General features: G+C 72.3%; 26 protein-coding genes, 1 rRNA gene and 1 pseudogene. 20 read left to right on the top strand and 8 right to left on the bottom strand.

The window, feature by feature from the left end; translation table 11 throughout:
- The 9 genes from rrf to ACIQUR_RS15215 form a co-directional block, all read left to right on the top strand.
- Nucleotides 1-83 (top strand): 5S ribosomal RNA (gene rrf / locus ACIQUR_RS15255); the annotation flags it as partial.
- Between the two features lie 95 nt (nucleotides 84-178).
- Nucleotides 179-832, top strand: coding sequence for an HAD family hydrolase (locus ACIQUR_RS15250; RefSeq protein WP_403663894.1), 654 nt, complete (start codon nucleotides 179-181; stop codon nucleotides 830-832).
- A 43-nt stretch (nucleotides 833-875) separates the two neighbouring features.
- Complete coding sequence (locus ACIQUR_RS15245; protein ID WP_403663891.1) at nucleotides 876-2,099, top strand: MFS transporter; 1,224 nt, start codon at nucleotides 876-878, stop codon at nucleotides 2,097-2,099.
- Entirely contained in the window at nucleotides 2,050-3,213 is a 1,164-nt protein-coding gene (locus ACIQUR_RS15240) for an acetoin utilization protein AcuC (protein WP_403663887.1), read from the top strand. The genes ACIQUR_RS15245 and ACIQUR_RS15240 overlap by 50 nt, the downstream gene beginning before the upstream one ends.
- A 138-nt stretch (nucleotides 3,214-3,351) precedes the next feature.
- On the top strand, nucleotides 3,352-4,167 hold the full coding sequence (locus ACIQUR_RS15235; RefSeq protein ID WP_403663884.1) for a phosphatase: 816 nt from the start codon (nucleotides 3,352-3,354) through the stop codon (nucleotides 4,165-4,167).
- 127 nt (nucleotides 4,168-4,294) lie between these two features.
- Nucleotides 4,295-4,504 (top strand): helix-turn-helix domain-containing protein, encoded by a 210-nt coding sequence (locus ACIQUR_RS15230; RefSeq protein ID WP_158939552.1) that lies wholly within the window; start codon nucleotides 4,295-4,297, stop codon nucleotides 4,502-4,504.
- Nucleotides 4,505-4,614: 110 nt separating this feature from the next.
- The gene (locus ACIQUR_RS15225; protein ID WP_003948845.1) at nucleotides 4,615-4,713 is read left to right on the top strand and encodes a 30S ribosomal protein bS22; all 99 of its coding nucleotides are present in this window, start codon (nucleotides 4,615-4,617) and stop codon (nucleotides 4,711-4,713) included.
- A gap of 138 nt (nucleotides 4,714-4,851) precedes the next feature.
- Nucleotides 4,852-5,880 carry an NAD-dependent epimerase/dehydratase family protein gene (locus ACIQUR_RS15220; protein ID WP_403663958.1) on the top strand — a complete coding sequence of 343 codons (1,029 nt, stop codon included), beginning with the start codon at nucleotides 4,852-4,854 and terminating at the stop codon, nucleotides 5,878-5,880.
- The gene (locus ACIQUR_RS15215; protein ID WP_403663881.1) at nucleotides 5,880-6,908 is read left to right on the top strand and encodes a lysophospholipid acyltransferase family protein; all 1,029 of its coding nucleotides are present in this window, start codon (nucleotides 5,880-5,882) and stop codon (nucleotides 6,906-6,908) included. Before ACIQUR_RS15220 ends, ACIQUR_RS15215 begins: the two co-directional genes overlap by 1 nt.
- A 93-nt stretch (nucleotides 6,909-7,001) precedes the next feature.
- Here the strand turns inward: ACIQUR_RS15215 and ACIQUR_RS15210 are convergent, their stop codons facing one another.
- The 3 genes from ACIQUR_RS15210 to ACIQUR_RS15200 all read right to left on the bottom strand — a co-directional run bounded on the left by ACIQUR_RS15210 (nucleotide 7,002) and on the right by ACIQUR_RS15200 (nucleotide 10,530).
- Complete coding sequence (locus ACIQUR_RS15210) at nucleotides 7,002-8,225, bottom strand: DUF5667 domain-containing protein (RefSeq protein WP_403663879.1); 1,224 nt, start codon at nucleotides 8,223-8,225, stop codon at nucleotides 7,002-7,004.
- Nucleotides 8,226-8,440: 215 nt separating this feature from the next.
- A complete protein-coding gene (locus ACIQUR_RS15205; RefSeq protein WP_403663876.1) occupies nucleotides 8,441-9,235 on the bottom strand; it encodes an ECF subfamily RNA polymerase sigma factor, BldN family in 795 nt (264 codons plus the stop codon).
- A gap of 350 nt (nucleotides 9,236-9,585) precedes the next feature.
- Nucleotides 9,586-10,530, bottom strand: a complete 945-nt coding sequence (locus ACIQUR_RS15200; RefSeq protein ID WP_403663873.1) for an HAD family hydrolase — start codon at nucleotides 10,528-10,530, stop codon at nucleotides 9,586-9,588.
- A 117-nt stretch (nucleotides 10,531-10,647) separates the two neighbouring features.
- On the opposite strand from ACIQUR_RS15200, the gene ACIQUR_RS15195 reads away from it, so the two are divergent.
- The 8 genes from ACIQUR_RS15195 (at nucleotide 10,648) to ACIQUR_RS15160 (ending at nucleotide 18,671) form a co-directional block, all read left to right on the top strand.
- Nucleotides 10,648-10,926, top strand: a complete 279-nt coding sequence (locus tag ACIQUR_RS15195; RefSeq protein WP_403663870.1) for a glutaredoxin family protein — start codon at nucleotides 10,648-10,650, stop codon at nucleotides 10,924-10,926.
- A gap of 295 nt (nucleotides 10,927-11,221) precedes the next feature.
- Nucleotides 11,222-12,079 carry a redox-sensing transcriptional repressor Rex gene (locus ACIQUR_RS15190; protein ID WP_403663867.1) on the top strand — a complete coding sequence of 286 codons (858 nt, stop codon included), beginning with the start codon at nucleotides 11,222-11,224 and terminating at the stop codon, nucleotides 12,077-12,079.
- Nucleotides 12,076-13,914, top strand: a complete 1,839-nt coding sequence (locus ACIQUR_RS15185) for a glutamyl-tRNA reductase (RefSeq protein ID WP_403663864.1) — start codon at nucleotides 12,076-12,078, stop codon at nucleotides 13,912-13,914. The genes ACIQUR_RS15190 and ACIQUR_RS15185 overlap by 4 nt, the downstream gene beginning before the upstream one ends.
- Entirely contained in the window at nucleotides 13,911-14,891 is a 981-nt protein-coding gene (gene hemC, locus ACIQUR_RS15180; protein WP_403663861.1) for a hydroxymethylbilane synthase, read from the top strand. Before ACIQUR_RS15185 ends, hemC begins: the two co-directional genes overlap by 4 nt.
- Nucleotides 14,888-16,555, top strand: a complete 1,668-nt coding sequence (locus ACIQUR_RS15175) for a uroporphyrinogen-III synthase (protein ID WP_403663858.1) — start codon at nucleotides 14,888-14,890, stop codon at nucleotides 16,553-16,555. Before hemC ends, ACIQUR_RS15175 begins: the two co-directional genes overlap by 4 nt.
- Nucleotides 16,556-16,985: 430 nt before the next feature.
- A complete protein-coding gene (gene hemB / locus ACIQUR_RS15170; protein ID WP_403663855.1) occupies nucleotides 16,986-17,984 on the top strand; it encodes a porphobilinogen synthase in 999 nt (332 codons plus the stop codon).
- Nucleotides 17,985-18,070: 86 nt separating this feature from the next.
- Nucleotides 18,071-18,343: a DUF1876 domain-containing protein gene (locus tag ACIQUR_RS15165; protein ID WP_403663852.1), complete on the top strand. Its 273-nt coding sequence runs from the start codon at nucleotides 18,071-18,073 to the stop codon at nucleotides 18,341-18,343.
- A gap of 49 nt (nucleotides 18,344-18,392) precedes the next feature.
- Nucleotides 18,393-18,671: a DUF1876 domain-containing protein gene (locus tag ACIQUR_RS15160; protein ID WP_403663849.1), complete on the top strand. Its 279-nt coding sequence runs from the start codon at nucleotides 18,393-18,395 to the stop codon at nucleotides 18,669-18,671.
- Nucleotides 18,672-18,744: 73 nt separating this feature from the next.
- On the opposite strand, the gene ACIQUR_RS15155 is transcribed toward ACIQUR_RS15160, so the two are convergent.
- The 3 genes from ACIQUR_RS15155 to ACIQUR_RS15145 all read right to left on the bottom strand — a co-directional run bounded on the left by ACIQUR_RS15155 (nucleotide 18,745) and on the right by ACIQUR_RS15145 (nucleotide 21,144).
- Complete coding sequence (locus tag ACIQUR_RS15155) at nucleotides 18,745-20,001, bottom strand: Kelch repeat-containing protein (RefSeq protein WP_403663846.1); 1,257 nt, start codon at nucleotides 19,999-20,001, stop codon at nucleotides 18,745-18,747.
- A gap of 127 nt (nucleotides 20,002-20,128) precedes the next feature.
- On the bottom strand, nucleotides 20,129-20,368 hold the full coding sequence (locus tag ACIQUR_RS15150; protein WP_403663843.1) for a DUF397 domain-containing protein: 240 nt from the start codon (nucleotides 20,366-20,368) through the stop codon (nucleotides 20,129-20,131).
- A complete protein-coding gene (locus ACIQUR_RS15145; RefSeq protein ID WP_403663955.1) occupies nucleotides 20,365-21,144 on the bottom strand; it encodes a Scr1 family TA system antitoxin-like transcriptional regulator in 780 nt (259 codons plus the stop codon). Before ACIQUR_RS15145 ends, ACIQUR_RS15150 begins: the two co-directional genes overlap by 4 nt.
- Between ACIQUR_RS15145 and ACIQUR_RS15140 the strand changes: the two are divergent.
- Nucleotides 21,080-21,670: pseudogene (locus ACIQUR_RS15140) on the top strand (ATP-binding protein); the annotation flags it as partial. The gene ACIQUR_RS15145 and the pseudogene ACIQUR_RS15140 sit on opposite strands and share 65 nt — an antisense overlap.
- A 36-nt stretch (nucleotides 21,671-21,706) precedes the next feature.
- Here the strand turns inward: ACIQUR_RS15140 and ACIQUR_RS15135 are convergent.
- On the bottom strand, nucleotides 21,707-22,240 hold the full coding sequence (locus tag ACIQUR_RS15135) for a hypothetical protein (protein ID WP_403663840.1): 534 nt from the start codon (nucleotides 22,238-22,240) through the stop codon (nucleotides 21,707-21,709).
- Nucleotides 22,241-22,536: 296 nt separating this feature from the next.
- Here ACIQUR_RS15135 and ACIQUR_RS15130 point away from each other — a divergent pair, with 296 nt between their 5' ends.
- Nucleotides 22,537-23,259, top strand: coding sequence for a transporter substrate-binding domain-containing protein (locus ACIQUR_RS15130; protein WP_403663837.1), 723 nt, complete (start codon nucleotides 22,537-22,539; stop codon nucleotides 23,257-23,259).
- Nucleotides 23,260-23,508: 249 nt separating this feature from the next.
- Nucleotides 23,509-24,315, top strand: a complete 807-nt coding sequence (locus ACIQUR_RS15125) for a VOC family protein (RefSeq protein ID WP_403663952.1) — start codon at nucleotides 23,509-23,511, stop codon at nucleotides 24,313-24,315.
- 136 nt (nucleotides 24,316-24,451) lie between these two features.
- On the opposite strand, the gene argS is transcribed toward ACIQUR_RS15125, so the two are convergent.
- Complete coding sequence (gene argS, locus ACIQUR_RS15120; protein ID WP_403663834.1) at nucleotides 24,452-26,221, bottom strand: arginine--tRNA ligase; 1,770 nt, start codon at nucleotides 26,219-26,221, stop codon at nucleotides 24,452-24,454.
- Nucleotides 26,222-26,302 lie beyond the last annotated feature (81 nt).

Here is a 26,302-nt window from a genome sequence, read left to right as displayed (position 1 = left end):
ACATTCCGAACCCGGAAGCTAAGCCTTTCAGCGCCGATGGTACTGCAGGGGGGACCCTGTGGGAGAGTAGGACGCCGCCGAACAATCATTGTGGGGAAGCCCCGCACCGATTCGTAAGAATCCTGGTGCGGGGCTTTTCTGCGTTTCCGGAGAAGTCCGGGACGTTTAGGGTCGGGGCATGGGCTATGAACTCGTCATCTTCGACAACGACGGCGTGCTGGTGGACAGCGAGCGGATTTCCAACACCCTCCTGGCCGCCTACCTGACCGAGCTGGGGCACCCCACCAGCTACGAGGACTCTCTGCGCGACCACATGGGCGCCGCCATGCACCGGGTCCACGAGCTCGTCCTGGAGCGCACCGGCCGGCGGCTGCCCGACGGGTTCGACGAGACGTTCCACGCGCGCGTCTTCGCCGCCTTCGCGCGCGAGCTGGAGCCCGTGCCCGGCGTGCGGGAGATGCTCGACGGGCTCCGGGCGAGCGGGACGGCGTACTGCCTCGCCTCCTCCGGGAGCCACGAGCGGATCCGGGTCGGCCACCGGAGCGCCGGGCTGACCGGGTACTTCGACGACGCCCGCATCTTCAGCGCCGAGGACGTCGGGAAGGGCAAGCCCGCCCCCGACCTCTTCCTCCACGCCGCCGCGAAGATGGGCGTCGCGCCCGAGCGGTGCGTGGTCGTCGAGGACAGCCCGCTCGGCGTGCAGGCCGCGGTGGCCGCCGGCATGGACGTCTACGGGTTCACCGCCATGACCCCCGCCGGCCGCCTCGCCGGGGCGAACGGACTCTTCGGTTCCATGGCCGAGCTCCCCGGGCTGCTGAAACTGGCCATGTGATCCATCTACCCACCGGTAGTGGCGAGCCCTACGCTGTGCGGCCATGACAGACGTGCGCCTGCGCCGCGGCCGGGCTTCCCTGGCGGTCAGCTTCTTCGTCCAGGGGGTCACGTTCGCCCTCCTGGTGACGCGGATCCCCGCCATCCAGGACCGGTACGGGATATCCGACGCCCTGCTCCCGGCCTTCCTGGCCGCCGTGCCGATCCTGGCCGGGGTGTCGAGCGTGGCCACGGAGAAGCTCGTGCGCAGCGTCCCGCCCAGCGTCGTGCTGCGGTGGAGCCAGCCGCTCGTGCTGCTCGCGCTCCTCGGGGTGGGCGCCGGGTCGCAGATGTGGCACGTGGCCGTCGCGCTCGGCGCCTTCGGCCTCGCGGTCGGCGCCCTGGACGCGTCCATGAACATGCTGGGCGTCAGCCTCCAGCGCGACTACGGCCGCAGCATCATGCTGGGCTTCCACGCCGCGTACAGCCTCGGCGGCATCGCCGGCGCCTCCGCGGCCTGGGCCGGCGCCCACTGGCACCTGTCGCTGTTCGTCTCCTACCTGCCGGCCGTCCTGCTCCTGCTGCCCGCCGCACTCGTGGGGTCGCGCTGGTACGTCGACCAGCGCCGGCCCGAGGAGGCCGGCGAGGGCACCCCTGCGGCCGGGTCCTCCGGCGTCGCGTTCAAGCTGCTGCTGCCGCTCTGCCTGGTGATGGCCTGCGCGTACATCGGCGACTCGACCGTCGCCAACTGGAGCGCCAAGTACCTCCAGGACGTGCTGGGCAGCTCCGAGCAACTGGCCACCGTCCCCTACAACGTCTACATGGTGACCACGCTGCTCGGCCGGGCCGTCGGCGACCTCGGCGTGCGCCGCCTCGGGGCCGTGGCCGTGGTGCGCGGCGGGACGCTGCTCGCCGCCGCCGGCTTCGCCGTCGTGGCGGTCGCGCCCGGGCCCTGGGCCGGGATGGCCGGGTTCACGCTGCTGGGCTTCGGGCTGTGCGTGATCGTGCCGCAGACCTTCGCGGCCGCGGGACGCCTCTTCCCCGGATCCTCCGACGCCGCCATCGCGCGGCTGAACATCTTCAACTACGTCGGCTTCCTGGTCGGTTCCCCGCTCGTCGGTGCCCTGGGCGACGCGTGGAGCTACCGGGGCGCCATGCTCGTACCGATGGCCCTCGTACTTGTCACACTCGGGTACGCCCGCTCGTTCGGCGCCGAGACCGCCCGATACGGTGGCGGGCATGAGCGGGCGCGCGCTGTTGATGTGGGACGAGGCGGTCACGGGGTATGACTTCGGGCCGAGCCATCCGATGGACCCGGCGCGCCTGGCGCTGACCATGGGCCTGGTACGGGCCTTCGGGCTCGACCGGGAGGTCGAGGTACGGGCGGCCAAGGCGGCCGGTGACTCCACGCTGCGGCTGGTGCACCGCGAGGACTACGTGGCCGCCGTGCGGGAGGTGTCGGCCGACCCCGGTGTCGCCGACGGCTCGTACGGGCTCGGGACGGTCGACGACCCGGCGTTCCACGGCATCCACGAGGCCTCCGCGCTGATCGCCGGGCAGTCCGTGGCGGCCGCCGAGGCGGTGTGGCGCGGCGAGGCCGAACACGCCGTGAACTTCGCGGGCGGGCTGCACCACGCGATGCCGGGCGGCGCGGCCGGGTTCTGCGTGTACAACGACGCGGCGCTGGCCATCGCGCGGCTCCTGGAACTGGGTGCCGAGCGGGTGGCGTACGTGGACGTCGACGTGCACCACGGGGACGGGGTCCAGGCGGCCTTCTGGGACGACCCCCGGGTGCTGACGGTCTCCCTGCACGAGCACCCCCGGACGCTCTTCCCGCAGACCGGCTGGCCGGAGGAGACCGGCGGGGCGGAGGGCTCGGCGGTGAACGTGGCGCTGCCGGCCGGCACCGGGGACGCGGGCTGGCTGCGGGCGTTCCACGCGGTGGTGCCCGAGGTGCTGGCGGAGTTCCGGCCGCAGGTGCTGGTGACCCAGCACGGCGCCGACACCCACTTCGAGGACCCCCTCGCGCACCTGGCGGTGTCGCTGGACGCCCAGCGGGCCGTGCAGGAGTCCTGTCACGCGCTGGCCCACGAGCACGCCGACGGGCGCTGGCTCGCGCTCGGCGGAGGCGGGTACGCGATCGTGGACGTCGTACCGAGGTCGTGGACGCACCTGGTCGGCATCGCCGCGCACCGGCCCGTGGACCCGGAGACCGCCGTGCCGGCCTCCTGGCGGGAGGCGGCCTACGCGCGGACGCGGCAGCTGGCGCCGGGGCGGATGACGGACGGACGGTCCGTCAGCTGGGCGGACTGGGAGGCGGGTTACGACCCGGCGGACCGGGTCGACCAGGCGATCCTCGCGACCCGGCGGGCGGTCTTCCCGCTGCGGGGGCTACTGGCCTGACGCGGTCGCCGACCGGCCGGATCCGGCCGGGGGCCGTGCCATTGCCCGGCCGCCTCCGGGCCGGAAAGAGTTAGGCCAAGTGTGGGCCGTATCCGGCGTTTCGGTGCTGACACCCGGCCGGTGCGGGAGCATCGAACGGTGTTGAGCACCGCCGCGCTGCGCGCGCATCTGCTGGCCGCCCGGTTGGCCGGGCCCGTGGCGACCTCCCGGGAGGAGAGCCTGCGCAGCTACCGCCTGTTCGCGGCGCGCGATCCGCGGGCGCTGCTCGGGCTGGACCCGGAGTGGGGCTGGGGCGAGGGCGACCTGCTGGCGCTGATGGCCGACAAGTGCGGTGTGTCGGACGACCCCCGTCACGTGAGCGGCCCGGACGTCATCGATCCGGAGCGGACCCTGGCGGCGCTCGACGCGTTCGCGGGCCGGTTACGGCAGGTGGCGGCGGCGCGGGCACCCGTGCTGTTCGGCACCGGTCATCCGCACCGTCTCCTGGGGTTCTACGTCAGTTTGGCGGAGGCGCTGTCGGCGGCGGGATGTGAAGTCCTCACGCCGGCGCAGGGGTGTGGTGTCGACATGGCGAGCCGGTTCGGCGTACGTCCGTACACCCTCGATTACGTACGGGGTGTCGCCCTCGTGCGGGAACCCGGAGCGCGCCCGCCCGGCAGTGCGACCGGCGCACATACGCACTCGCCGCTCCCGGTTCGGGTCGCCCTGGGGGCCCTGGCCGACTCCGGCGGGCCGCTGCCGGCCCTGGTCGTCGGCGATCACGGATGGGTCTGCGGCGCAGGTCAGCTGGGGTTCGAGGCCATCGGGCTGGCCGACACGGACGACCCGGCGCTGTTCGTCGGCGAGGCCGAGGGGCGGGTGTCGGTGGCCGTTCCGCTTGATGACGCCGTGCGTTCGGACTACTACCGTCCGCTCACGCGCTACTTACTCGACCGGGCGAGCCTCGCGGCCTGAGCCGGTGGGCGCAGCTCCTCTTCCCCACTCGTACCACCCGCCCCTACTCTGGGAGTGAGCGCGCAACGACGAGGAGTAACCGGAGGGGAAGCCGGTGCCCGTCAGGTGCGGAAGGTCAAGGTGTGTCATGGCTGCTGGCGAGAGGCCTCTCAGTGAGGTGCAGTTCCTGACCGTGGCGGAGGTCGCCTCGGTGATGCGAGTGTCGAAGATGACCGTGTACCGCCTGGTGCACAATGGCCATCTGCCCGCGATCCGAGTGGGCCGGTCCTTCCGGGTCCCCGAGAACGCGGTCCACGAGTACCTCCGGGAGTCCTACGTGGGGGTGGAGACGGCCTGACGCCTCCCCTCGGTTAACAGGCTCGGAGCTCGGGCGGGTAGGCTAGGCCGACGTAGGTCGTGTGGGCCCAGACGCCCCGCACCAGTGAAGAGAAGTGAGCGAGGGTAGTCGTGGGCTCTGTTATCAAGAAGCGGCGCAAGCGGATGGCCAAGAAGAAGCACCGCAAGCTGCTCAAGCGCACGCGCGTCCAGCGCCGTAACAAGAAGTAAACGGCGTCTGTACGTGTTCTCCGCGGCCCCTCCACCATCCTTTGGTGGAGGGGCCGCGGTGTATAAGGGCCCAGGGAACTCATGCCCGCGCGGGCCGTTCGCGGCCGCGCGTCCGGCATCGAAGGGGAGGCGCTGATCGTGGGCAAGGTCGTGCTGGTCACCGGGGCCGCCCGGCAGCTGGGCAGCCGCTTCGTGCGGCGGATCCAGCGGGACCCGGACGTGGAGCGGGTCGTCGCGGTGGACACCGAGGAGCCCGTCCGGCGGCTCGGCTCGGCCGTCTTCCTCCAGGCCGACATCAGACAGCCGTCGATCGCGCGGATCCTCGCCGAGCACGCCGTGGACACCGTCGTCCACCTCGCGGTCACCGGCAGCCCCCCGCTGGGCGGCGGCGGCCGGACCTCCGTGAAGGAGGCCAACGTCATCGGGACCATGCAGCTGCTCGGTGCCTGCCAGAAGTCCCCGACGGTGCGCCGGCTGGTCGTGAAGTCGACCACGAGCGTGTACGGGGCCGCGCCCCGCGATCCCGCGGTGTTCACCGAGACCACCCAGCCGAAGGCGCTGCCCGGCGGCGGCTTCGCCAAGGACGCGGTCGAGGTCGAGGGGTACGTGCGCGGCTTCGCGCGACGCAGGCCCGACGTGGCGGTCTGCGTGCTGCGCTTCGCGAACATCCTGGGCCCCCGCGCCGACTCGGCGCTGGCCGAGTTCTTCTCGATGCCGGTGATGCCCACGGTGCTGGGCTACGACCCGCGGCTCCAGTTCGTCCACGAGGACGACGTGGTGGACGTGCTGGAGCTGGCCTCGGGCGAGCCCCGGCGCGGCACGCTCAACAGCGGTACGTTCAACATCGCCGGTGACGGCGTGCTGCTGCTCTCGCAGTGTTCGCGGCGGCTGGGGCGGCCGACGGTGCCGCTGCTGCTGCCCGCGGTCACGTGGGTGGGCCAGGCGCTGCGCACGGTGGGCTTCGCGGACTTCTCGCCGGAGCAGATCCGGCTGCTCACGCACGGGAGGGTCGTGCAGACCACGCAGATGCGCGAGGTGCTGGGCTTCGAGCCTTCGTACACGACCGCCGAGACCTTCGCGGACTTCGCGCGGAGCCGGGGGCCGGGGCTGCTGCCGCCGGAGGCGCTGGGACGTACCGTCGACCGCCTGAGAGGGGCGCTGTTGTGATGGCGGATGCCAAGGTCATCCCGTTCGACGAGGACCGTGAGCGGCCGCGCAGGGCGCCGCGGCGCCGGGCCGGCGGCGGGCGGCGGGAGGGGCGCGAGGCGCCGGTCCCGGTGGTCGTGCCGGAGGTTCCCGAGGAGGAGCCCCCGGGCCCCGGGGAGCGCGCGGCCGCCGGTGGCGGGGGGACGGCCGAGGGCTGGGACCGGCGGATCGCGAGCGGACTGGCCTTCCTGCGGCGCCGTCTGACGGGCGAGTACGAGGTCGACGAGTTCGGCTACGACAAGGAGCTCACCGACCAGGTGCTCATGTCGCTGCTGCGGCCCCTGTACGAGGGGTACTTCCGGGTCGAGGTGAAGGGCGTCGAGAACATCCCCGCGGAGGGCGGGGCGCTGATCGTCGCCAACCATTCCGGGACGCTGCCGCTGGACGGGCTGATGCTCCAGGTCGCCGTGCACGACAGGCACCCGGCGCAGCGGCACCTGCGGCTGCTGGCCGCGGACCTGGTGTTCATGCTGCCGGTCGTCAACGAGCTGGCGCGCAAGGCCGGGCACACGCTGGCGTGCGCGGAGGACGCGCAGCGGCTGCTGGAGGCCGGAGAGCTGGTGGGCGTGATGCCCGAGGGCTTCAAGGGGATAGGGAAGCCGTTCGGCGAGCGGTACAAGCTCCAGCGGTTCGGGCGGGGCGGGTTCGTCTCGACGGCGCTGCGGGCGGGCACGCCGATCGTGCCCTGCTCGATCGTGGGGGCGGAGGAGATCTACCCCATGATCGGGAACGCGAAGACGCTGGCGCGGCTGTTCGGGCTGCCGTACTTCCCGGTGACGCCGACCTTCCCGTGGCTGGGGCCGCTGGGGGCGGTGCCGCTGCCGACGAAGTGGACGATCCAGTTCGGGGAGCCGATCCCGACGGACGGGTACCCGCCGGAGGCGGCGGAGGACCCGATGCTGATGTTCAACCTGACCGATCAGGTGCGGGAGCAGATCCAGCACACGCTGTACAAGCTGCTGGTGCAGCGGAGGTCGGTCTTCTTCTGAGCGCGCGCCGCGCTGCACGCAGCGCGGGCCGCCCTGCACGCATGGCGAGGGGTGGGGCGCCGGTTCTCCGGTGCCCCACCCCTCGTGCGTGTCCTACTCCGCGTCCTCCGCGCCCAGACCCAGGCCCGGGAGGATCCCCGGCAGGATGGGCGGCAGGGTGATGTCCGGCTTCGGGGAGGACGAGGACGTGGCCGGCGGCGTGGTCTTCGACTCCTTGGGCGGGTCGAGCAGGTCGCCCGTACCGCCGCCGAGCAGGCCTTCGGAGTCGTCGTCGCCCGACTCGCTGGGTCCCGGGCGCTCAGGCGTACGCCCCTGGGGGTCCGGAGACGCCGACGGAGCGGCGTGCCGGCCGCCGGGCTCGGCCCGGCCGGTGCCCTGGTCCGCGCCGGCGCCGCCGGCCGACTTGGCCTCGCGGTGCTGCTCGGGAGTCTTGGGCAGCAGCGACTGCAGCGGCGCGACCTCGTCGTCTATGGCGTCGAAGACCGAGTTCACCTCGTCACCGACGTCGGTGAGCTGGGCGGGCAGCCGCTGGCGCAGCTGTCCCCAGGCCTCGCGGTGCGAGCGCGAGAACGAGGACAGTGCCTGGATCGCGCCCAGGGAGCCGTCCCGCTCGTACTCGGCGTGGAGCAGGCGGTGGCCTTCCTCGGCGTCGTGCTTCATCCCGGACAGCGCGCGCCTGATCTCGCCCAGCGATTCGTGGTCGAGCGCCCCGGACCTGCCGCGCTCCATGAGGCGCCGGGCCTCGTGGAGCCTGGTCGAGGCCTGGTCGAGATAGAGCTCGCCCCGGTCCGAATCGTCTTCGGCCATACCGAGTTTGAGGTCTTCCATCCCGCGCTTGACGGGGTAGAGCGAGTCACCCGGCAGTGCGTCGGTACTGGCAGCGGCCACTCCGCTGAAGGCCCCCGCGGCCACACCGACGGTGAGGCCGCCCGCAGCGATGCCCTTCGACCAGCGGGAGCGGGGCCGCAACTTCCGGAGCGAGGTCGCCCGGTGGGCGCCACGGCCGGTCCGCTGTTCGGGCACCTGAGGGTCCGTCGAAGCACCCGCTCCGAAGGTTCCCTCCATCACCATGGTCTCCATGGCGGCCACGAGCTGCGCTCGCTGCACCACCTTGACCTCGGGGTCCAACTCCGGGCGCGGTAGCGCGTCGAGCACGTTCGCCAGGGCCAACATCCGGTCGTAATCAGCCGGTTCAGCCGGGTCGGCAGGCGCGTCGGGCTGCTCGGCCGCCGTCTCCGCGGGATCGGAGAGCGTCCGATCCTCCAGGGCCTGGGCGAAGGCGTTCGCCCGCCGGTGCGCCGAAACGTTCGCGATCACTGGCGGCACCTCCTCTCGTCATGACGATCGACTCCCCTGTGTGTCCGGATGGTTGCCCGGCTTGAGCACATCCACTCTTTCGAGTGAGCGACCGCAGGCAGGGCGTGTCCACAGGGAGTCTGCATTCCGCACAACGAGCGGCGCGGCACTTGGGTTACGGACGAAGGATGATCGGACCACAGCGTCATACAGGGGTCACCGGATGTGAGTCGGAATCAGCGGGCGTCGTCCGGCAGCAGTCGGGCCAGCGTGCGGACGGCCCGGTACTGGAGGGTCTTGATGGCACCCTCGTTCTTGCCCATCACCCTGGCCGTCTCGGCCACCGAGAGGCCCTGCAGGAAGCGCAGTGTCACGCACTCCTGCTGCTGAGGATTGAGTTTCCGTACGGCCTCCAGCAGGGCCGCGTTGGACAGGGACTCCAGGACGGAGTCTTCGGGGCTGCGCTCGACCTCGTTGGCGTCGAGCATCTCGCCGGTGGTCACCTCCAGCCGGAAGCGGCTGGACTTGAAGTGGTCGGCGACCAGGTTGCGCGCGATCGTCACGAGCCAGGCACCGAAGTCCCGGCCCTGCCAGGTGAAGGTGGAGATGCGGCGCAGCGCGCGCAGGAAGGTCTCGCTGGTGAGATCCTCCGCCGTCGCCTTGCCGCCGACGCGGTAGTAGATGTAGCGGTAGACCGTGTCGCTGTACTGGTCGTACAGCCGGCCGAAGGCCTCGGCCTCGCCGTTCTGGGCGCGTTCGACCAGGTCCATCATGCGGGCGCTGTCGCTGTCCGCGGTGGGGCGGCGGGCGGTCGACGTGCTCGTACCGGTGCTGCCCCGGCCTCGTCTGCCCACGGTCGCTCCGCCGTCGGCCAGGGCGTAGCAGGGACCGGCAGGGCCGATTCCGGCGGGGACCGCGGCGGCGAAGGCGGGTAGGGCGTACGCGGTGGGGACGAAGCCGCGCAAGTGGCCGAGGACCGTTGCGCGGAGCGTAGCCAGGCCCGAGGCGTCAACCCCGACAGGTGGGTACACGGGACTCCCAGAGGCAGAGCTTCCATCACGTGCAGTGCGGACCGTGGACTCGCCGACCAGTGGTGGGGCGACGGAGAGGGGGCCCGTATGCGTTTGAGGAGAATAACGCTTCGTACAGGCAGCGCTACACCCAGTTGCTCAAATCATCGATTCCGACGCTTCTGTTGCGTGTCGAGGGCAAATTCGATCGCTGGTAGTGATCGGCTGGTGATCACTTCTGTACGCGGAATGCCTGCTTCCAGGGCGTGTTGTGGCCGACTCGAAAGCACCCGTGTGCCCCGCGTGTCCTGCGGGCAGAACCGGGGGAATGCCCGTCGTGCGGGCGGTGGCCGCGGGAGTCCGCGCGGCCGCTACTTGCGGCGCCGGTGCAGGGCGACCGCGGCCGCCGTACCGCCCGCCAGGGCGCCCACTCCGGCCGCCGCGGGGATGCCGACCCTGGCCGCCTTGCGGCCGGTCCGATAGTCGCGCAGCCGCCACTCGTTCGCCCGGGCATGCCTGCGCAGTTTTGTGTCGGGATTGATCGCGTACGGATGTCCGACCAACGACAGCATGGGGATGTCGTTGTGCGAATCGCTGTACGCGGCGCAGCGCGCCAGGTCCAGGCCCTCGGCCGCGGCGAGCGCGCGCACCGCTTCGGCCTTCGCCGGTCCGTGCAGCGGCTCGCCGACGAGCCTGCCGGTGTAGACGCCCTCGACGGACTCCGCCACCGTGCCGAGGGCGCCGGTCAGGCCGAGCCGCCGGGCGATGATCGTGGCCGTCTCGACGGGGGCGGCCGTCACGAGCCAGACCTTCTGGCCGGCGTCGAGGTGGGCCTGGGCCAGGGCCCGGGTGCCCGGCCAGATCCGCTCCGCCATGTACTCGTCGTAGATCTCCTCGCCGATGGCCATCAGCTCGGAGACGCGGTGGCCCTTGACGATGGAGAGGGCGCTGTCGCGGGCGTCCTGCATGTGCTCGGGGTCCTCGACCCCGGCGATCCGGAACCAGGCCTGCTGCCAGGCGAAGCGGGCGAGTTCGCGGCGCTGGAAGAACTCGCGCTTGTAGAGGCCCCGGCCGAAGTGGAAGATCGCGGCGCCCTGCATGACGGTGTTGTCGAGGTCGAAGAAGGCGGCGGCGCGCTCGTCGCCGGCGACGGGGAACTCGGGTTCCTCCGGTGCCGCCTCGGGGGCCTCGGGCGCGGCGGATTCCGCGTACTGGGCGGAGGTCTTGCGCGCGGCCTCGGCGGACGCCTCGCCCGCGAGCACGCTCCGCGCGGTCGCGGGGCGGTTACGGCGGGTGAGCCATCCGGGAGCGGCCATAGGGTGAGGATAGCCATTGTGTTCGGGTGTTCCCGAACCGTGCGGAAACGACTGTGTGAACACTGGCGGCACCGGCCGGTCCGGTCCGCACCGCGGGAGCCGCGCGAGAATGGCCGTATGAGTCCTCTGCTGCGCCGTAAGGAAAAGAAGGCTCCCGGGGAGCGGATGGTCACGCTCATCGGGAAGCCCGGCTGCCACCTGTGTGACGTGGCCCAGGAAGTCGTCGAGAAGGTGTGCGCGGAGACGGGCGCCTCGTGGGAGAAGAAGGACATCACCCAGGACGAGGAGCTCTACCGCAGGCACTGGGAGCAGATTCCGGTTGTCCTCGTGGACGGTGAGCAGCACACCTTCTGGCGGGTGAATCCGGAGCGGCTGCGCAAGGCGCTGTCCGGCTGAGGTTCCGCTGGTGGGGGCCGGGCACGCCGTGCGGTTACCATTCAGGGCGATTTGAGCGGTATCGGGGGCGTATGGAAGAGGAGTGTGTTCCGCTTTGCCCCCGTCGGGACGAGGACGCGCGGCGTCGGCCGGTAGTTCCCGCAGCTCGTGGCCGGAACGCGTGACCCCCATCACTTTGGTCGGACAAATTGGACACAATCTTTGTGCACGCGTTCACAAAGACATAGCCTGCTGTCGACGGGGCGGTCATGGGACAAAGGACCGCCTGCAGCCCCGCTCATCCCGCAGGAGCATCGTGGCAACTGGCCGAAATCACCGACCGGCGACCCGCAGCCGAGGCATTCCCGAGGCCACCGTCGCCCGGCTTCCGCTGTACCTGCGGGCCCTGACCGCGCTGTCCGAGCGCTCGGTGCCCACGGTCTCCTCGGAGGAGCTCGCCGCGGCCGCGGGGGTCAACTCCGCCAAGCTCCGCAAGGACTTCTCGTACCTCGGCTCCTACGGCACCCGCGGTGTCGGCTACGACGTCGAGTACCTCGTCTACCAGATCTCCCGTGAGCTGGGCCTCACGCAGGACTGGCCCGTCGTCATCGTCGGCATCGGCAACCTCGGCGCCGCCCTGGCCAATTACGGCGGGTTCGCGTCCCGTGGTTTCCGCGTGGCCGCGCTGATCGACGCCGACCCGGCGATGGCCGGCAAGCCGGTGGCCGGAATGCCGGTGCAGCACACCGACGAACTCGAGAAGATCATCGACGAGAACGGCGTCTCGATCGGCGTCATCGCGACCCCGGCGGGCGCCGCCCAGCAGGTGTGCGACCGGCTGGTCGCCGCCGGCGTCACCTCCATCCTGAACTTCGCGCCGACCGTGCTGTCCGTCCCCGAGGGCGTCGACGTGCGGAAGGTCGACCTCTCCATCGAGCTGCAGATCCTGGCCTTCCACGAGCAGCGGAAGGCGGGCGAGGAGCCCGCGGGCGGTGCCGCCGCGCCTTCGGCTACTGCCCCGGCCCCCGCCGCCTCCTCTTCCTCCGCTCCGGCCCCCGCCGCTCCCGCGTCCGGTGCGCCGCGCCCCGCCGCGGGCGGCGGCGCCACGACCGGTGCCGGGCGCAAGGGCGGTTCCGGCCCGGAGGGCGACGTACCGGCGGTGATGCCGGCATGAGTCTGCTCGTCGTTGGGCTGAGCCACCGCAGCGCGCCGGTCAGCGTGCTGGAGCGGGCCGCGCTGACCGCCGACGCCAAGGTGAAGCTGCTGCACGACACGCTGGCGGCGGAGCCGGCCACGGAGGCGGCGGTGCTCGCCACGTGCAACCGGATCGAGCTGTACGCGGACGTGGACAAGTTCCACGCCGGTGTCGCCGAGCTGTCGACGCTGCTGGCGCAGCACAGCGGGGTGGCTCTGGAGGAGCTGACCCCGTACCTCTACGTGCACTACGAGGACCGGGCCGTCCACCACCTCTTCTCGGTGGCGTGCGGGCTGGACTCGATGGTCGTCGGCGAGGGCCAGATCCTGGGCCAGATCAAGGACGCGCTCGCGCTGGGGCAGGAGCTCCACACCGCGGGCCGCCTGATCAACGACCTCTTCCAGCAGGCGCTGCGGGTCGGCAAGCGGGCGCACTCCGAGACCGGCATCGACCGGGCCGGGCAGTCGCTGGTGACTTTCGGCCTGGAGCAGCTGGCCGTGGACGTGCCGGTGGAGACGTGGGCCGCGGGCAAGCGGGCGCTGGTGATCGGTGCCGGCTCGATGTCCTCGCTGGCCGCGGCGACGCTCGCGCGGGTGGGCGTGGCCGAGGTCGTGGTGGCCAACCGGACCCTGGAGCGGGCCGAGCGGCTCGTCGAGATCCTGGGCGAGAAGGTCGCGGCGCGCGCCGTCGCCATGGACTCCGTCGGGCGTGAGCTGACACGAGTCGACGTGGTGGTGTCCTGCACCGGAGCCACCGGTCTGGTGCTGGCCGAGGAGGACGTCCTCGCCGCCGTCGGCACCGGCCCCTTCGGCGCGGGCGAGTCCGCCGACGACCGCTCCGCGGCCGTGCCCGGCACCGCCCGGACCCCTGCCGGGCAGGCCGGCGCCGTTCCGGCGGTCGCCGGTGCCTCCCGGGACGCCCTGGGCGCCCCGACCCCCACGGAGCCCCGGGAACGGAGAGGAGCGGGTGACGGACCCGCGCCGCAGGCCCCCGCCGACGCCGCCCTCGTCGCGAGGCTGGCCGAGGCCGCCGCGCGGCTCGGCAGGCTGACCGACGCGGGTGCCGCACGCACGCTCACCGCGGCCGAGGCCGCCCGGGCCGCCGCCGGTGAGGGCGCCCTCGCGCTCGCCGAGGCCGACGCCGCCGACGCCGACGCGTGTCCCGTCGACCTCGCCCCCGCGGGAGCGAGCGGGCGGGCCGCCATCGCCGGGGTCGACGCCACCTCGCTGGAGCTGCACGGCGCGTGGGCCGACCGGGCCGAGGCCGCCGGACGGCAGCCGGTGCGGCGGGCCGCCGTGCCCGCGCAGGCCGGCGGCGCCGTACGGCTCGCGCTGCTCGACCTCGCCATGCCCCGGGACATCGACGCCGCCGTGCACCGCATCCCCGGCGTACGGCTCGTCGACATCGAGTCGCTCGCCGAGGCGTCCGCGGACGCCCCCATGGCCACGGACGTGGAGCTCGTCAAGGAGATCGTCGCCGACGAGGTGGCGGCCTTCGGCGCGGCCCAGCGCGCCGCGCACATCACCCCGACCGTCGTCGCCCTGCGCGCCATGGCCGCCGAGGTCGTGGCGAGCGAGGTGGCCCGACTCGACGGCCGGCTGCCCGATCTCGACGAGCGCCAGCGTGCGGAGGTCACCCAGACCGTCCGCCGCGTCGTCGACAAGCTCCTGCACGCGCCCACCGTGCGGGTCAAGCAGCTCGCCAGCGAGCCCGGTGGCGCCGGGTACGCCGAAGCACTGCGGGAACTCTTCGACCTCGACCCGGAGACGGTGGCCGCCGTCAGCCGCGTAAAGAACACAGGACCGGCATCATGAACTCAGCGAACTCAGCCCCTGACCAGAGGCCCCTCAAGCTCGGGACGCGGCGCAGCAAGCTGGCCATGGCCCAGTCCGGGCACGTCGCCGACGCGGTGCGCGCCCTGACCGGCCGGCCCGTCGAGCTCGTGGAGATCACGACGTACGGGGACGTCTCCCGCGAGAACCTCGCGCAGATCGGCGGCACCGGCGTCTTCGTGACCGCCCTGCGCGACGCCCTGCTGCGCGGCGAGGTCGACTTCGCGGTGCACTCCCTCAAGGACCTGCCCACCGCGCAGCCCGCCGAGCTGGCGCTGGCGGCCATCCCGCGCCGCGAGGACCCGCGTGACGTCCTGGTGGCCCGCGACGGGATGACCTTCGAGCAGCTGCCCGACGGCGCCCGGGTCGGCACCGGTTCGCCGCGCCGCATGGCCCAGCTCAACCACTACGCCCGGCAGCTCGGCAAGAGCATCGAGACCGTCGCCATCCGCGGCAACGTGGACACCCGCATCGGCTTCGTGCGCAGCGGCGAGCTCGACGCGGTGGTCCTGGCCGCCGCGGGCCTCAACCGCGTCGGGATGAGCGCGGAGGTCACCGACTTCCTGTCGGTCGACAACGTGCTGCCCGCCCCCGGCCAGGGTGCCCTGGCCATCGAGTGCACCGCGGACAACGCGGACCTCATCGCCGTGCTCGGCGAGCTCGACGACCCGCACACCCGGGCCGCCGTGACCGCCGAGCGTTCCCTGCTCGCCGCCCTGGAGGCCGGTTGCAGCGCACCTGTCGGTGCACTCGCCGATCTGCTGGCCGACGGCCAGGTTGTCAACGAAATGCGCCTGCGCGGCGTCGTCGGCACCACCGACGGCTCGACGCTGGTGCAGCTGTCCACCACCGGTTCCGTGCCCCAGTCGTACGACGAGGCGCTGGCGCTCGGCCGCGAACTCGCGGACGAGATGCTGGCCAAGGGCGCGGCCGGTCTGATGGGGGAGCGAGCACTTTGAGCCCCACAAGTTCCACCACCTCCGCGCTTCCGGCCGTCGCCGTCCAGGGGCACGTCACCTTCCTCGGTGCCGGCCCCGGTGACCCGGGACTGCTCACGCTGCGCGCCGTCGAGGCGCTCGGCGCGGCGGACGTACTGATCGCGGAGCCCGAGGTGCTCGACGTCGTACGCACGCATGCGCGGGCAAATGTCGACACGCCGCAGCTGACGGTCGCTGACGAGGCGTCAGCAGCCGCCGGTGTGCCGGTGATCCGGGACGCCGCCAATCTTGTCATGGAGGCCGCGCGCTCCGGCAAGCGGGTCGTCCGTGCGGTCACCGGCGACCCCGGCCTCGACGGCAACGCCGCCGAGGAGATGCTCGCGTGCGCCACGGAGGGCATCCCCTTCGAGGTGGTCCCGGGCGTCGCCACGGCCGTCGGCGTGCCCGCGTACGCCGGTGTCCCGCTGCGCGACACGGCCGGCACGGACGTCCGCTTCGTGGACGCCGGCACCGCCAACGCGCGCTGCTGGACCGAGGCCGGTACGAGCGACGGCACGCTCGTGGTGTCCGCGACCCTGGAGACGGTGGCCGCCGCCGCGGCCGAGCTGGTCACGGCGGGCCGCAAGCCCGACACCCCGCTGACCGTCACGGTCGCCGGCACGACCACCCGCCAGCGCACCTGGACGGCGACGCTGGGCTCCATCGCCCAGGTCTTCAAGCAGGGCAAGGTGCTCCCCTCCCCGGAGGGCCACCGCCCGGTGATAGCCGTGGTCGGTGAGCACAGCACGGCCGCCCGCCGCGACGAGCTGGCCTGGTTCGAGTCGAAGCCGCTGTTCGGCTGGCGCGTCCTGGTCCCGCGTACGAAGGAGCAGGCGGCCTCGCTCTCCGACCAGCTGCGCAGCTACGGCGCGGTGCCGCACGAGGTGCCGACCATCGCCGTCGAGCCGCCGCGCACCCCGCAGCAGATGGAGCGGGCGGTCAAGGGCCTGGTCACCGGCCGGTACGAGTGGATCGCCTTCACCTCGGTCAACGCGGTCAAGGCGGTGCGCGAGAAGTTCGAGGAGTACGGGCTCGACGCGCGCGCCTTCGCGGGCATCAAGGTCGCCGCGGTGGGCGAGCAGACCGCCGCCGCGCTGGTCGAGTTCGGCGTGAAGCCGGACCTGGTGCCGAGCGGCGAGCAGTCGGCCGCCGGGCTGCTGGAGGACTGGCCGCCGTACGACCCGGTCTTCGACCCGATCGACCGCGTCTTCCTGCCGCGTGCCGACATCGCCACCGAGACGCTGGTGGCCGGGCTGATCGAGCTGGGCTGGGAGGTCGACGACGTCACGGCGTACCGCACCGTGCGGGCGTCGCCGCCGCCGGCCGAGACCCGCGAGGCGATCAAGGGCGGCGGCTTCGACGCGGTGCTGTTCACGTCGTCGTCGACGGTGCGGAACCTGGTGGGCATCGCCGGGAAGCCGCACAACGTGACGGTGATCGCCTGTATCGGTCCGGCCACGGCGAAGACCGCCGAGGAGCACGGGCTGCGGGTGGACGTCCTCTCGCCGGAGCCGTCGGTCTCGAAGCTGGCCGAGGCACTGGCGGAGTACGGGATCGCGCGGCGGGAGGCGGCGAAGGCCGCCGGGGAGGCCGTTGCCCGTCCGAGCGAGCGTCGGCCGGGGGCGCGGCGCCGCCGTACGACCTGACGCGTCGGGGCGGGGGCCCTCCCGGGCTCCCGCCCCGCCGTGTCCCCTCCGGGCTCCGCCCGGTCCGGGTGCGGGTCCCGTGCCGGGTGCGGTGCGGGCCGTCTGCCGGTGCGGGTCGTTGCCCTGCGGGGCTGGTCCCCTACCCGCCCTTCCTCCGTTCCTCCCCCAGCTACCGCTGGGAGGTGCCCCCAGGGCTCCGCCCGGACCCTTTCGGGGGCTCCGCCCCCGGACCCCCGCTCCTCAAACGCCGGAGGGGCTGGATTGCCGAGCGCCGGAGGGGCGGGATTGCCGAACGCCGGAGGGGCGGGATGTGCCCGCGCGGGGTCCGGGGTTCGCCCCGGTGAACCGGAGAAGGGCGGGTAGGGGAACGTTCCCGCGGGGTGGCGCCTACGCTGGGGGCGACCTGCTCCATACCCACCCAGAGGCGAACATGAGCGTGTACGGATCCTTCCCCGGCTCGCGGCCCCGCCGCCTGCGCACCACCCCCGCCATGCGCAGGATGGTGGCCGAGACCCGGCTCCACCCGGCCGACCTGATCCTCCCCGCCTTCGTGCGCGAGGGCATCAGCGAGCCCATCGCCATCTCCGCGATGCCGGGCGTGGTCCAGCACACCCGTGACACGCTGCGGAAGGCCGCCGTCGAGGCGGTCGAGGCGGGCGTCGCCGGGATCATGCTCTTCGGCGTGCCGGCGGACGAGAACAAGGACGCCCTCGGCACGGCCGGCACCGAGCCCGACGGCATCCTCCAGGTCGCCATCCGCGACGTGAAGGCCGAGGTCGGCGACGACCTGGTGATCATGTCCGACCTCTGTCTCGACGAGTACACCGACCACGGCCACTGCGGCGTGCTGGACGCGGACGGCCGGGTCGACAACGACGCCACCCTGGAGCGGTACGCCGAGATGGCGCAGGTCCAGGCCGACGCGGGCGTCCACGTCGTGGGCCCGAGCGGCATGATGGACGGCCAGGTGGGCGTCATCCGCGACGCACTGGACGAGACCGGCCACGAGGACGTCTCGATCCTGGCCTACACGGCGAAGTACAGCTCCGCCTTCTACGGCCCCTTCCGCGAGGCCGTCGCCTCCTCGCTCCAGGGCGACCGCAAGACGTACCAGCAGGACCCGGCGAACGCCCGCGAGTCCCTGCGCGAGCTGGCGCTCGACCTCGAAGAGGGCGCCGACATGGTCATGGTCAAGCCCGCCGGCCCCTACCTCGACATCCTGTACCGCGTCGCGGAGGCCGTGGACGTCCCCGTCTCCGCGTACCAGATCAGCGGCGAGTACGCGATGATCGAGGCCGCCGCCGAGAAGGGCTGGGTCGAGCGCGACCGGGCCATCCTGGAGACCCTCACCGGCATCAAGCGCGCCGGCGCCGACACGATCCTCACCTACTGGGCCACCGAGGTGGCGGGCTGGCTGCGCCACCAGTAGCCCCGGGGTACGGGCGGGCCGCCCGGAGCGTGCGGGGGCGGCCGCACGGGTGCACGCTGGTATCAGCGGCCCCGGAGGTGATCGCCATGAAGGACGCTGTCGGATGGCACGTCGACCTGGAGTTCCAGGAGGACAGCAAACGCACCCGCGCGGCTGCCCTCGTCCGCCTGCCGGACGGGAGCGAGCTGCGCTCGCGCGGCTACGCGAGCCGTCACCCCAGTGACGGCAACCAGCCCAGGGTGGGAGAGGAAGTCGCGGCTGCCCGCGCCCTCAACGACCTGAAGGAACAACTGCTCACCAAGGCGCACGACGAGATCGACGAGGCATCGGGCCGGACCTCCTACCCGATCACCCGCTGACGCGCGTCGGACCGCCGTGGCGACGGACAAGGGTGGAGGCGAGTCCGTCATGTCGGAGCACCGGCACATCGGATGGCACGTCGAGACGGAGTTCGAGGACGAGGGCCACCGCACCAGCGCGGCCTGCCTCCTCAGACTCGCCGACGGTACGGAGTTGAGGGCGCGCGGGTACTCCCTGCGCCACCCCTCCGACCCGGAGCAGCTGAGGGTCGGGGAGGAGATCGCGGGCGCGCGGGCGCTGATGGACCTCGCGTCGAAGCTGCTGGAGAAGGCCCATGGGGAGATCGACGAGATGACGGGCAGGCACTCCTCCCCGATCAACCGCTGACGCCCCCTGGTGGGTGAGGGAAACCGGAACGGCCCGGGCGCGTGCGCCCGGGCCGTTCCGCGTGCCGGTGCCGTCAGGGGCGGGCGTCCGCCGGGGGTTCGGTGACCGGGGGCAGGACTGCGACGGTGGCCGCGTCCTCGTCGTGGTGGCCGCCGTTTCCGCCGTTGCCGCCGGATCCGTTGCCGTTGTTGTCGTGCTTGCCGTTGCCGTTGCCGTTGCCGTTGCCGCCGGTGCCGTTGCTCTGCCATTCGATGGCGAAGGCCTCGGTGGCGCCGGTGGGGGAGGCCGCTCCCACTAGTGCCCCGCCCGCCGCGTACACGCACGGGCTCTTGGTGTTCTTCGGGCAGGGCGCGGTGGCCCCGGCGAAGCCGCGGTGCGGAGTGGGCAGCTGGGGGAGGGTGGACCAGGCGTTGGTGGCCGGGCTGTACGCCTCGAAGGTCCGCAGCGAGTTGGCGGCGTCGCCGCCGCCCATGGCGTAGACGCACGTGTTCTTCATGCCGTCGGGGCAGGGGGCTGCCGAGGCGGCCAGTTCGTCGCGGGCCGTGGGCATGTCAGGTACGTGGGACCAGGCGTTGCCGGTGGGGCTGTAGACCTCGACGGACTTCAGCTTCCCCGAGTCGTTGCGGCCGCCGATGGCGTACACGCAGGTGCCGTGGTGCTTTGACTTGGCGGGACACGGTGCGGTGGCCCCGGCGTGCGCGGCCCGGGCCGTGGTGAGCGGCGCGAGCGTGACCCAGACACCCGTCTTCGGACTGAAGGCCTCCACCGAGGTCAGGTAATTCTTGAGGTTGACGTCCTGGCCGCCGAACACGTACACGCAGGAGCCGCTCAGCCCCAGGCCTTCGGGGCAGGGACCGGTCGCCGAGGCGGCCAGGGTACGGGGCGTCTTCAGGCCCGGCAGAGTGATCCACGTGTTGGTGGCGGTGCTGTACGCCTCCACGGTCGTGGTCGCGGCATCGGTGTTGGGCACCACCCCGCCCGCGGTGTACAGGCAGTCGCCCTGCACCCCGTTCGGGCAGGGGGCGGTGGTCGCCGTGATGCCCTCGCGGGCGGTCGGCATCGCGGGAAGCGAGATCCAGGTGTTGGAGGCGGGGCTGTACGCCTCCAGGACGTCGAACGCCTCGGTGCCGCCGACGGCGTACACGCACGTGCTCGTGAACCCCTGTGGGCACTTCGCCGCCGCCCCGGCCAGATGGGCCCGCGCCGTCGGCATGGGGGGAACGGACACCCACACGCCCTGCGCCGAGGCGGTCGTCGTGGACAGGGCGAGGAAGGGGGCCAGGGCGAGGACGGCGAGCCGTCTCAGGCCCCGGGAGCGGAAGGGATGCATGGGACCTCCACACGCGGCCGATGGTTCGCTACTCACCATCACGCCGGGTGCGCGGAGCGTCGCGCGGAGCGCGTCCGAACGGCCCAGTACCGGTCCCCTGCCGGTCCCCTGCGGGGTGCGGGGGGTGCTAGCGGGTGACCCAGCCGGTCAGTGCCGCCCAGGCGTGGGGCGCGAGCCGCAGCTCGGGACCGCCGATGATCTTGGAGTCCCGCACGTGGATGGCCGTGGGGCACGCGGCGACCTCGACGCAGGAGTCGCCGTCCGGTGTGCTGTAGCTGGACTTGTGCCAAGCGATGGCGACCTCGACGCAGTCGCCGCCCTGCTCAGTGCTGTAGCTGGACTTGAACCACTTGAGTGCGTTGCTCATTGCTCTCCTAGCAACCCGTCCAACAGGCCCTTCGTCTCATCCGGGTTGAGGGCCTGAGAGCGCAGCATCGCATACTTGCAGGACAGGATGTTGACCTCCTTGGGGTCGGAGACAAGCAGGCTGCCGCGCTGTGTCTCCGCGTACGCAAGGTGCTGGAGGTCCGGTGTCACGATGAGGATGAAGGGGCCGGAGAGGCCGGCGTGCGCCCGCCGCCCGAGGGGCATCACCTGGATAGTGACGCCGGGTAGGTCGGCGCAGGCGCGCAAGTGTTGCATCGCTCCGCGGTACACATCCGGCCCGCCCAGTTGGTCGCGGAGGGCTGCTTCGGAGACGACGTAGCTGAGGTTCGGAGGGTCCGGCCGTTCGAGGATTCGCTGGCGTCCCATCCGAACGGCCATGCGCTCGGCGATCTTCTGCTGGCTGAGAGCGGGGAGCTCGTTGGTGAAGACGGCGTGGGCGTAGGCCTCGGTCTGGAGCAGGCCTGGGATCACCTGGTTCTGGTACGACGACAGGCTGAGGGCCTCCCGTTCCAGATCGATGAATGCCTCTGCCCAGATCGGCACTTGGTCCACGGCGGGTAGATGCGCCACGGCGGCCGTCAGGATTCCGCCGGAGGTGAGGGTGATGTCCATCCGCTCGGCCATGTCCGGCATCAGGGCTCGTCTGCCCTGTTCGATCGAGGCGATCGTCTCCTCGTCGACGGCGAGCTGGATGGCCAGCTCACGTTGCGTCATGTTCTTCGCCCGGCGGAGAACGGCCACCTGTGCCCCGACCATCTTCAGGGCGGTGCCGTTCCTGGGTACGCGTTTCCTCGGCGGCATACGTGCGAACTCCCCACCTGCGCCCGTGCCATGCCCGTACCAACCCGTACCAATCAATGTGTACGGGTTGGCTCACTGCCGCACAGTAGTCACGCGGCGCGACGATCGCCCCGTGAACATCGACATTCAACCCGCCCTGATGAAGGAGCGGTTCTTTCCGCGCTCCCGGCAGACCGTCCGCGCCGCACGGCACTTCGCAGCGGAGACGCTCGATGCGTGGGGCGTCCACGCGCGCCGGTACGACATGCTGCTCTGCCTCAGCGAGCTGGCCACCAACGCCCTGCGCCACGGCGTGCCTCCCGGCCGCGGATACCGCGTACGGCTGCTCGGGTACGACGGCGGCGTCCGGCTGGAGGTCCACGACAGCGGGCCCGGGCTGTCCCGGACGCGGGTCGGGGCCGGGATGGGCCTCGTCCTCGTGGCGGCGACCTCGGACCGCTGGGGCGCGGTGCCGAGGTCGCCTGGGAAGACCGTGTGGTGCGAGTTCGACGCGCAGCCGCGGCAGCCGCGGCAGCCGCTACGGGCAGAGGCGGCCCGGCTTGGGGTAGCAGTCGTCCGGCGGGTCGACCGGGCCGCCGGGACGGAAGTTGGACCACCACAGAGGGGTGTTGGCGGACGAGTAGACGATGAGGTTGCCCTCGTTCGAGACGGCCAGGTACGCGCCCGGGCGGCCCGCGGTGCCGCTGTTCCACAGCGGGCGCCACGCGGCGTCGTACGCGACGAGGTTGCCGTCGCCCTGCATGGCGAAGTACGTGCCGATGCCGTACGTGCCGCGGGCCGTCCAGATCGCGGTGCCGTGGTGGTACAGGACCACGTGGCCGTCGGTCTGCTGGGCCAGGACCGTGTTCCCGTCGGGCGAGGACCAGGACTGGCCGCGGTTCAGCACGCTGTTGCCCTGGATGACCGTCTCGGTGCCGTTTGCGGTGGCCGTGGCCGCCGTACGGGCCGGCGCTCCGGCCGCGTGGGCGGTGGCGGCACCCAGCCCGGCCGGGACCAGGGCGAGGACGACGGAGGCGGCCAGGACCGCCAGTCTGCGGCGGGTTCGGTTCATGCGGGCTCCCTGCAGTGTGATCCGGATGGACGCCGGAAGACTCGCAGCGGAACCGGCCGCGCGGCAGGAGGAATTCGGCCCGGTACGGATACGTCCGGAAACGCGGACTTGCGGAGTTTCACGCGCCCTGCCGGGGTTTCCGCCCGGTCGCCCGAGGAGCCCCGGAGAGCCGGAATGTGAGGGTCCGGGGTGGCTCGTCGCGTGACCACCGTGGCGGAAGTGCAGCGCCGAGGGCGCCGATGCCACCGCCGCCGGTGTCCGGGACCGGTCCCGGGCCGCGGCCTAGACTCCGGACCATGGGGAATCTGACTGCTGCCGTGATCGAGGACCTCGCGCCCAAGGGCGTGCTGCGGGCCTCGGTCAACCTCGGGAACCCGGTGCTCGCCCAGGGCACGCCGGACGAGCCCGCCGGGATCACCGTGGACATCGCGCGCGAGCTGGCCGCCCGGCTCGGCCTGCCGCTGGAGCTGCTCTGCTTCGACGCGGCCCGCAAGTCCTTCGCGGCGATGGCCGAGGGGCGGGCCGACCTGTGCTTCCTCGCCGTCGACCCGGCGCGGGAGGCGGAGGTGGCGTTCACCGCCCCGTACGTGCTGATCGAGGGCGTGTACGCGGTGCCGGCCGGCTCCGCGCTGACCACCGCCGCCGAGGTGGACGCCGACGGGGTGCGGATCGGCGTCAAGGAGGGCTCGGCGTACGACCTGTACCTGTCCCGGGCCCTGGAGCGGGCGACCGTCGTGCGCGGGGCCGAGGGCGTGGACGTCTTCCGGGAGCAGGGGCTGGAGGCCGGGGCCGGCATCCGGCAGCCGATGACCGCGTACGCGGCCGCGCACCCCGAAGTCCGTTTGCTGGACGAGGCGTTCATGCAGATCAGGCAGGCCGTCGGGACGACCGTGGACCGGCGGCCCGAGACGGTGGCGTGGCTGCGGGCCTTCGTGGAGGAGCTGAAGGCGTCCGGCTTCGTCGCGGACGCGCTGCGGCGGTCGGGGCAGTCGGAGAGCCTTTGCGCCCCGGCGGCGTAGCGGTGCAACGGCCGCGGGGGTGACGGCCATGGCCCCGCCCGCGGGCGTACGGGGACGGCGGCGCTCACCGGCCGTGGCGGGCACCGGGCATGGGCGCGGGCCCGCCCCCGGGCGTGCGGATCGCCGAGCCCCGCGAGTGAGCGAGGCCCGGGCGGGGGGACCACCCGAACGGGTCGGTTCCGGGGAGTTTGGGTGGGTAGGGGTGGGCGCGTCCTGTTCCCGCTCTCCCTGGAGGCACCCGTGGCCGTCATGTCCGGCCCGTACCGGCCCGGCACACCCTGCTGGACCGACCTGATGGTTCCCGACCAGCAGGCCGCCCTCGACTTCTACCGTGACCTGTTCGGCTGGCAGGGCGAGGTCGGGCCGCCGGAGACCGGCGGGTACTCGGTCTGCCACCTCAGGGGCGCGCCGGTCGCCGGGATCATGAAGGCGATGAACCCGGACGGCACGGTGCCCGACCCGGCGCCGCCGGCCGCCTGGACCACGTACCTCGCCTCCCCCGACGCGGCCGCCACGGTGGCCGCGAGCAACGGGGCGGGCGGGTCGGTGATCGTGGACGCGATGGACGTCATGGACCTCGGGCGGATGGCCGTGCTGGCCGACCCGACCGGCGCCGTCTTCGGGATCTGGCAGCCGAAGGAGTTCCCGGGCGCGGGGATCGTCAACGAGGACGGCGCGGTGGTCTGGTCCGAGCTGGCGACCACCGATCCCGCGGCGGCCGCGGCCTACTACCGGGCGATCCTGCCCGTGGACACGGCCCCGTCCCGGATTCCCGGCGGCGAGGGCTACACCGAGCTGAAGGTCAACGACCGTTCGGTGGGCGGGATCATGAGCCTGGAGCAGCACCCCGAGGGCACCCCGCCGCACTGGCTGACGTACTTCCACGTGGACGACACGGACTCCGTGCAGGACGCGGCGGTCCGGGCCGGCGGCACCGTGCTGGCGCCGGCCTTCGACATGCCGGTGGGCCGGATGGCGGTCCTCGCCGACCCGCAGGGCGCGGTGTTCGCGGTGATCAGGACGAAGGAGGCGCCGCAGCAGCCCGACCCGGCCTGACCGTTCGGGCCTCGCCCCCGGCCGGCCCACACCGCCACGAGGAGTCGAAGGCGGCCGGCGCCCGCTCCGGGGCCGGGGAACGCGGCGACCCCCGGTGCCGGAGCACCGGGGGTCGCCACGTGCGGGCCGTGGAGCGTCAGAGGCGCTCGGGGGTGCGGATGCCCAGGAGGGCCATGCCCTGGTGGAGGGTGCGGGCGGTGAGGTCGCAGAGGAAGAGGCGGTTCTCGACCTGCTCCGCGGTGTCTGCCTTCAGCACCGGGCACTCCGCGTAGAACGACGTGTACAGGGAGGCCAGCTGGTAGAGGTACGCGGCCACCTTGTGCGGAGCGTACTCGGCCGCCGCCTCCGCGAGCAGCTCGCCGAAGCCGTCCAGGTGCAGGCCCAGGGCCCGCTCCGTCGGCGCCAGTGCAAGCTCCGGGTGAGCGGCCGGCTTGTGGTCGCCCGCCTTGCGGAGGATCGACTGGATACGGGCGTACGCGTACTGGAGGTAGACCGAGGTGTCGCCGTTCAGCGAGACCATCTGGTCCAGGTCGAACTTGTAGTCGCGGGCGGCCGACGTGGACAGGTCCGCGTACTTCACCGCGCCGATGCCGACCTGGGCGCCCCGCTCGGCGATCTCTTCCTCGGTGAGGTCCTGGGCCTTCTCCCGGACGACGGCCGAAGCCCGGTCGACCGCCTCGTCCAGCAGGTCCACCAGCCGTACCGTCTCGCCCTCACGGGTCTTGAACGGCTTGCCGTCGGCGCCCAGGACCGTGCCGAACGCCAGCTGGTAGGCGTGCACGTCCTCGTTCAGCCAGCCGGCCCGGCGGGCGGTCTCGAAGACCATCTTGAAGTGCAGCGACTGGCGGGCGTCGACCACGTACACCAGGCTGTTCGCCTTCAGGTTCGTCACCCGGTCGCGGATCGCCGACAGGTCGGTCGCCGCGTAGCCGAAGCCGCCGTCCGACTTCTGGACGATCAGCGGGGTCGGGTTGCCGTCCGGGCCCTTGTACTCGTCGAAGAACACGCACAGCGCGCCGTTCGAGCGGACCGCGACGCCCGACTCCTCCAGCAGCCGGCACGTCTCCACCAGCATGTCGTTGTAGCCGGACTCGCCGACGATGTCCTCGTCCTGGATGTCCATGTCCAGCTTGTTGAAGACCGAGTAGAAATAGATCTTCGACTCGTCCACGAACCGCTGCCACAGCGCGAGCGTCTGCTCGTCGCCCGCCTGGAGGTCCACCACCCGCGCCCGCGCCCGGGTCTTGAACTCCTCGTCCGCGTCGAACAGCGCCCGCGACGCCTTGTACAGGCGGTTGAGGTTCGACATGGCCTCCTCGCCGGACGCCTCGGCGTCCGACCCGGCGGCCTTGTGGTCCAGCTCGTGCGGGTGCTCGATCAGGTACTGGATGAGCATGCCGAACTGCGTGCCCCAGTCGCCGATGTGGTGCCGCCGGACCACCGTCTCACCGGTGAACTCCAGGATCTCGACCATCGCGGCACCGATCACCGCGGACCGCAGGTGGCCGACGTGCATCTCCTTCGCCACGTTCGGCTGCGCGTAGTCGATCACCGTGGTGCCGGCGTCCGGGTTCAGCGGCACGCCGAGCCGCGCGTCCGCGTACCGCGCCGCCAGCGTCTCGACGATCGCCTTGTCGGAGACCGTGATGTTGAGGAAGCCGGGGCCCGAGACCTCGACCTCGGCCAGCACGTCACCCTTGTCCAGGCCCTCGACGACCGTGGTCGCCAGCTCGCGCGGGTTGGCCTTCGCCTTCTTCGCGAGCGCCAGGATGCCGTTGGCCTGGAAGTCGGCCCGGTCGCTTCGTCGCAGCAGCGGGTCGGCGGCACCGGCCTCCGGCAGGGCGGAGACGAGTGCGTCCGCGACGCGCTGGTTGACGTTCGAAGCGAGGGAAGGGACCGAGGCCATGGGCTGCCGTTCCTGTCAGTGAGTACGGGACTGCGCGTGGTGCGTACGTATACGCCCAGCGACACGAGTATCCCACGGGCC

Origin of the sequence: Streptomyces sp. NPDC101132, assembly GCF_044759225.1 — a bacterium.
Lineage (GTDB): Bacteria > Actinomycetota > Actinomycetes > Streptomycetales > Streptomycetaceae > Streptomyces.
This window is presented reverse-complemented; position numbering and strand designations above follow the sequence as displayed.

Bases quoted from the DNA above. Each gene is read 5' to 3' on its own strand.
- ACIQUR_RS15250 (WP_403663894.1), top strand. From the start codon at position 179: ATGGGCTATGAACTCGTCATCTTCGACAACGACGGCGTGCTGGTGGAC.
- ACIQUR_RS15245 (WP_403663891.1), top strand. From the start codon at position 876: ATGACAGACGTGCGCCTGCGCCGCGGCCGGGCTTCCCTGGCGGTCAGC.
- ACIQUR_RS15240 (WP_403663887.1), top strand. From the start codon at position 2,050: ATGAGCGGGCGCGCGCTGTTGATGTGGGACGAGGCGGTCACGGGGTAT.
- ACIQUR_RS15230 (WP_158939552.1), top strand. From the start codon at position 4,295: ATGGCTGCTGGCGAGAGGCCTCTCAGTGAGGTGCAGTTCCTGACCGTG.
- ACIQUR_RS15215 (WP_403663881.1), top strand. From the start codon at position 5,880: ATGGCGGATGCCAAGGTCATCCCGTTCGACGAGGACCGTGAGCGGCCG.
- ACIQUR_RS15200 (WP_403663873.1), bottom strand. From the start codon at position 10,530: ATGGCCGCTCCCGGATGGCTCACCCGCCGTAACCGCCCCGCGACCGCG.
- ACIQUR_RS15195 (WP_403663870.1), top strand. From the start codon at position 10,648: ATGAGTCCTCTGCTGCGCCGTAAGGAAAAGAAGGCTCCCGGGGAGCGG.
- ACIQUR_RS15185 (WP_403663864.1), top strand. From the start codon at position 12,076: ATGAGTCTGCTCGTCGTTGGGCTGAGCCACCGCAGCGCGCCGGTCAGC.
- hemC (WP_403663861.1), top strand. From the start codon at position 13,911: ATGAACTCAGCGAACTCAGCCCCTGACCAGAGGCCCCTCAAGCTCGGG.
- hemB (WP_403663855.1), top strand. From the start codon at position 16,986: ATGAGCGTGTACGGATCCTTCCCCGGCTCGCGGCCCCGCCGCCTGCGC.
- ACIQUR_RS15165 (WP_403663852.1), top strand. From the start codon at position 18,071: ATGAAGGACGCTGTCGGATGGCACGTCGACCTGGAGTTCCAGGAGGAC.
- ACIQUR_RS15160 (WP_403663849.1), top strand. From the start codon at position 18,393: ATGTCGGAGCACCGGCACATCGGATGGCACGTCGAGACGGAGTTCGAG.
- ACIQUR_RS15155 (WP_403663846.1), bottom strand. From the start codon at position 20,001: ATGCATCCCTTCCGCTCCCGGGGCCTGAGACGGCTCGCCGTCCTCGCC.
- ACIQUR_RS15150 (WP_403663843.1), bottom strand. From the start codon at position 20,368: ATGAGCAACGCACTCAAGTGGTTCAAGTCCAGCTACAGCACTGAGCAG.
- ACIQUR_RS15145 (WP_403663955.1), bottom strand. From the start codon at position 21,144: ATGGTCGGGGCACAGGTGGCCGTTCTCCGCCGGGCGAAGAACATGACG.
- ACIQUR_RS15135 (WP_403663840.1), bottom strand. From the start codon at position 22,240: ATGAACCGAACCCGCCGCAGACTGGCGGTCCTGGCCGCCTCCGTCGTC.
- ACIQUR_RS15130 (WP_403663837.1), top strand. From the start codon at position 22,537: ATGGGGAATCTGACTGCTGCCGTGATCGAGGACCTCGCGCCCAAGGGC.
- ACIQUR_RS15125 (WP_403663952.1), top strand. From the start codon at position 23,509: ATGTCCGGCCCGTACCGGCCCGGCACACCCTGCTGGACCGACCTGATG.
- argS (WP_403663834.1), bottom strand. From the start codon at position 26,221: ATGGCCTCGGTCCCTTCCCTCGCTTCGAACGTCAACCAGCGCGTCGCG.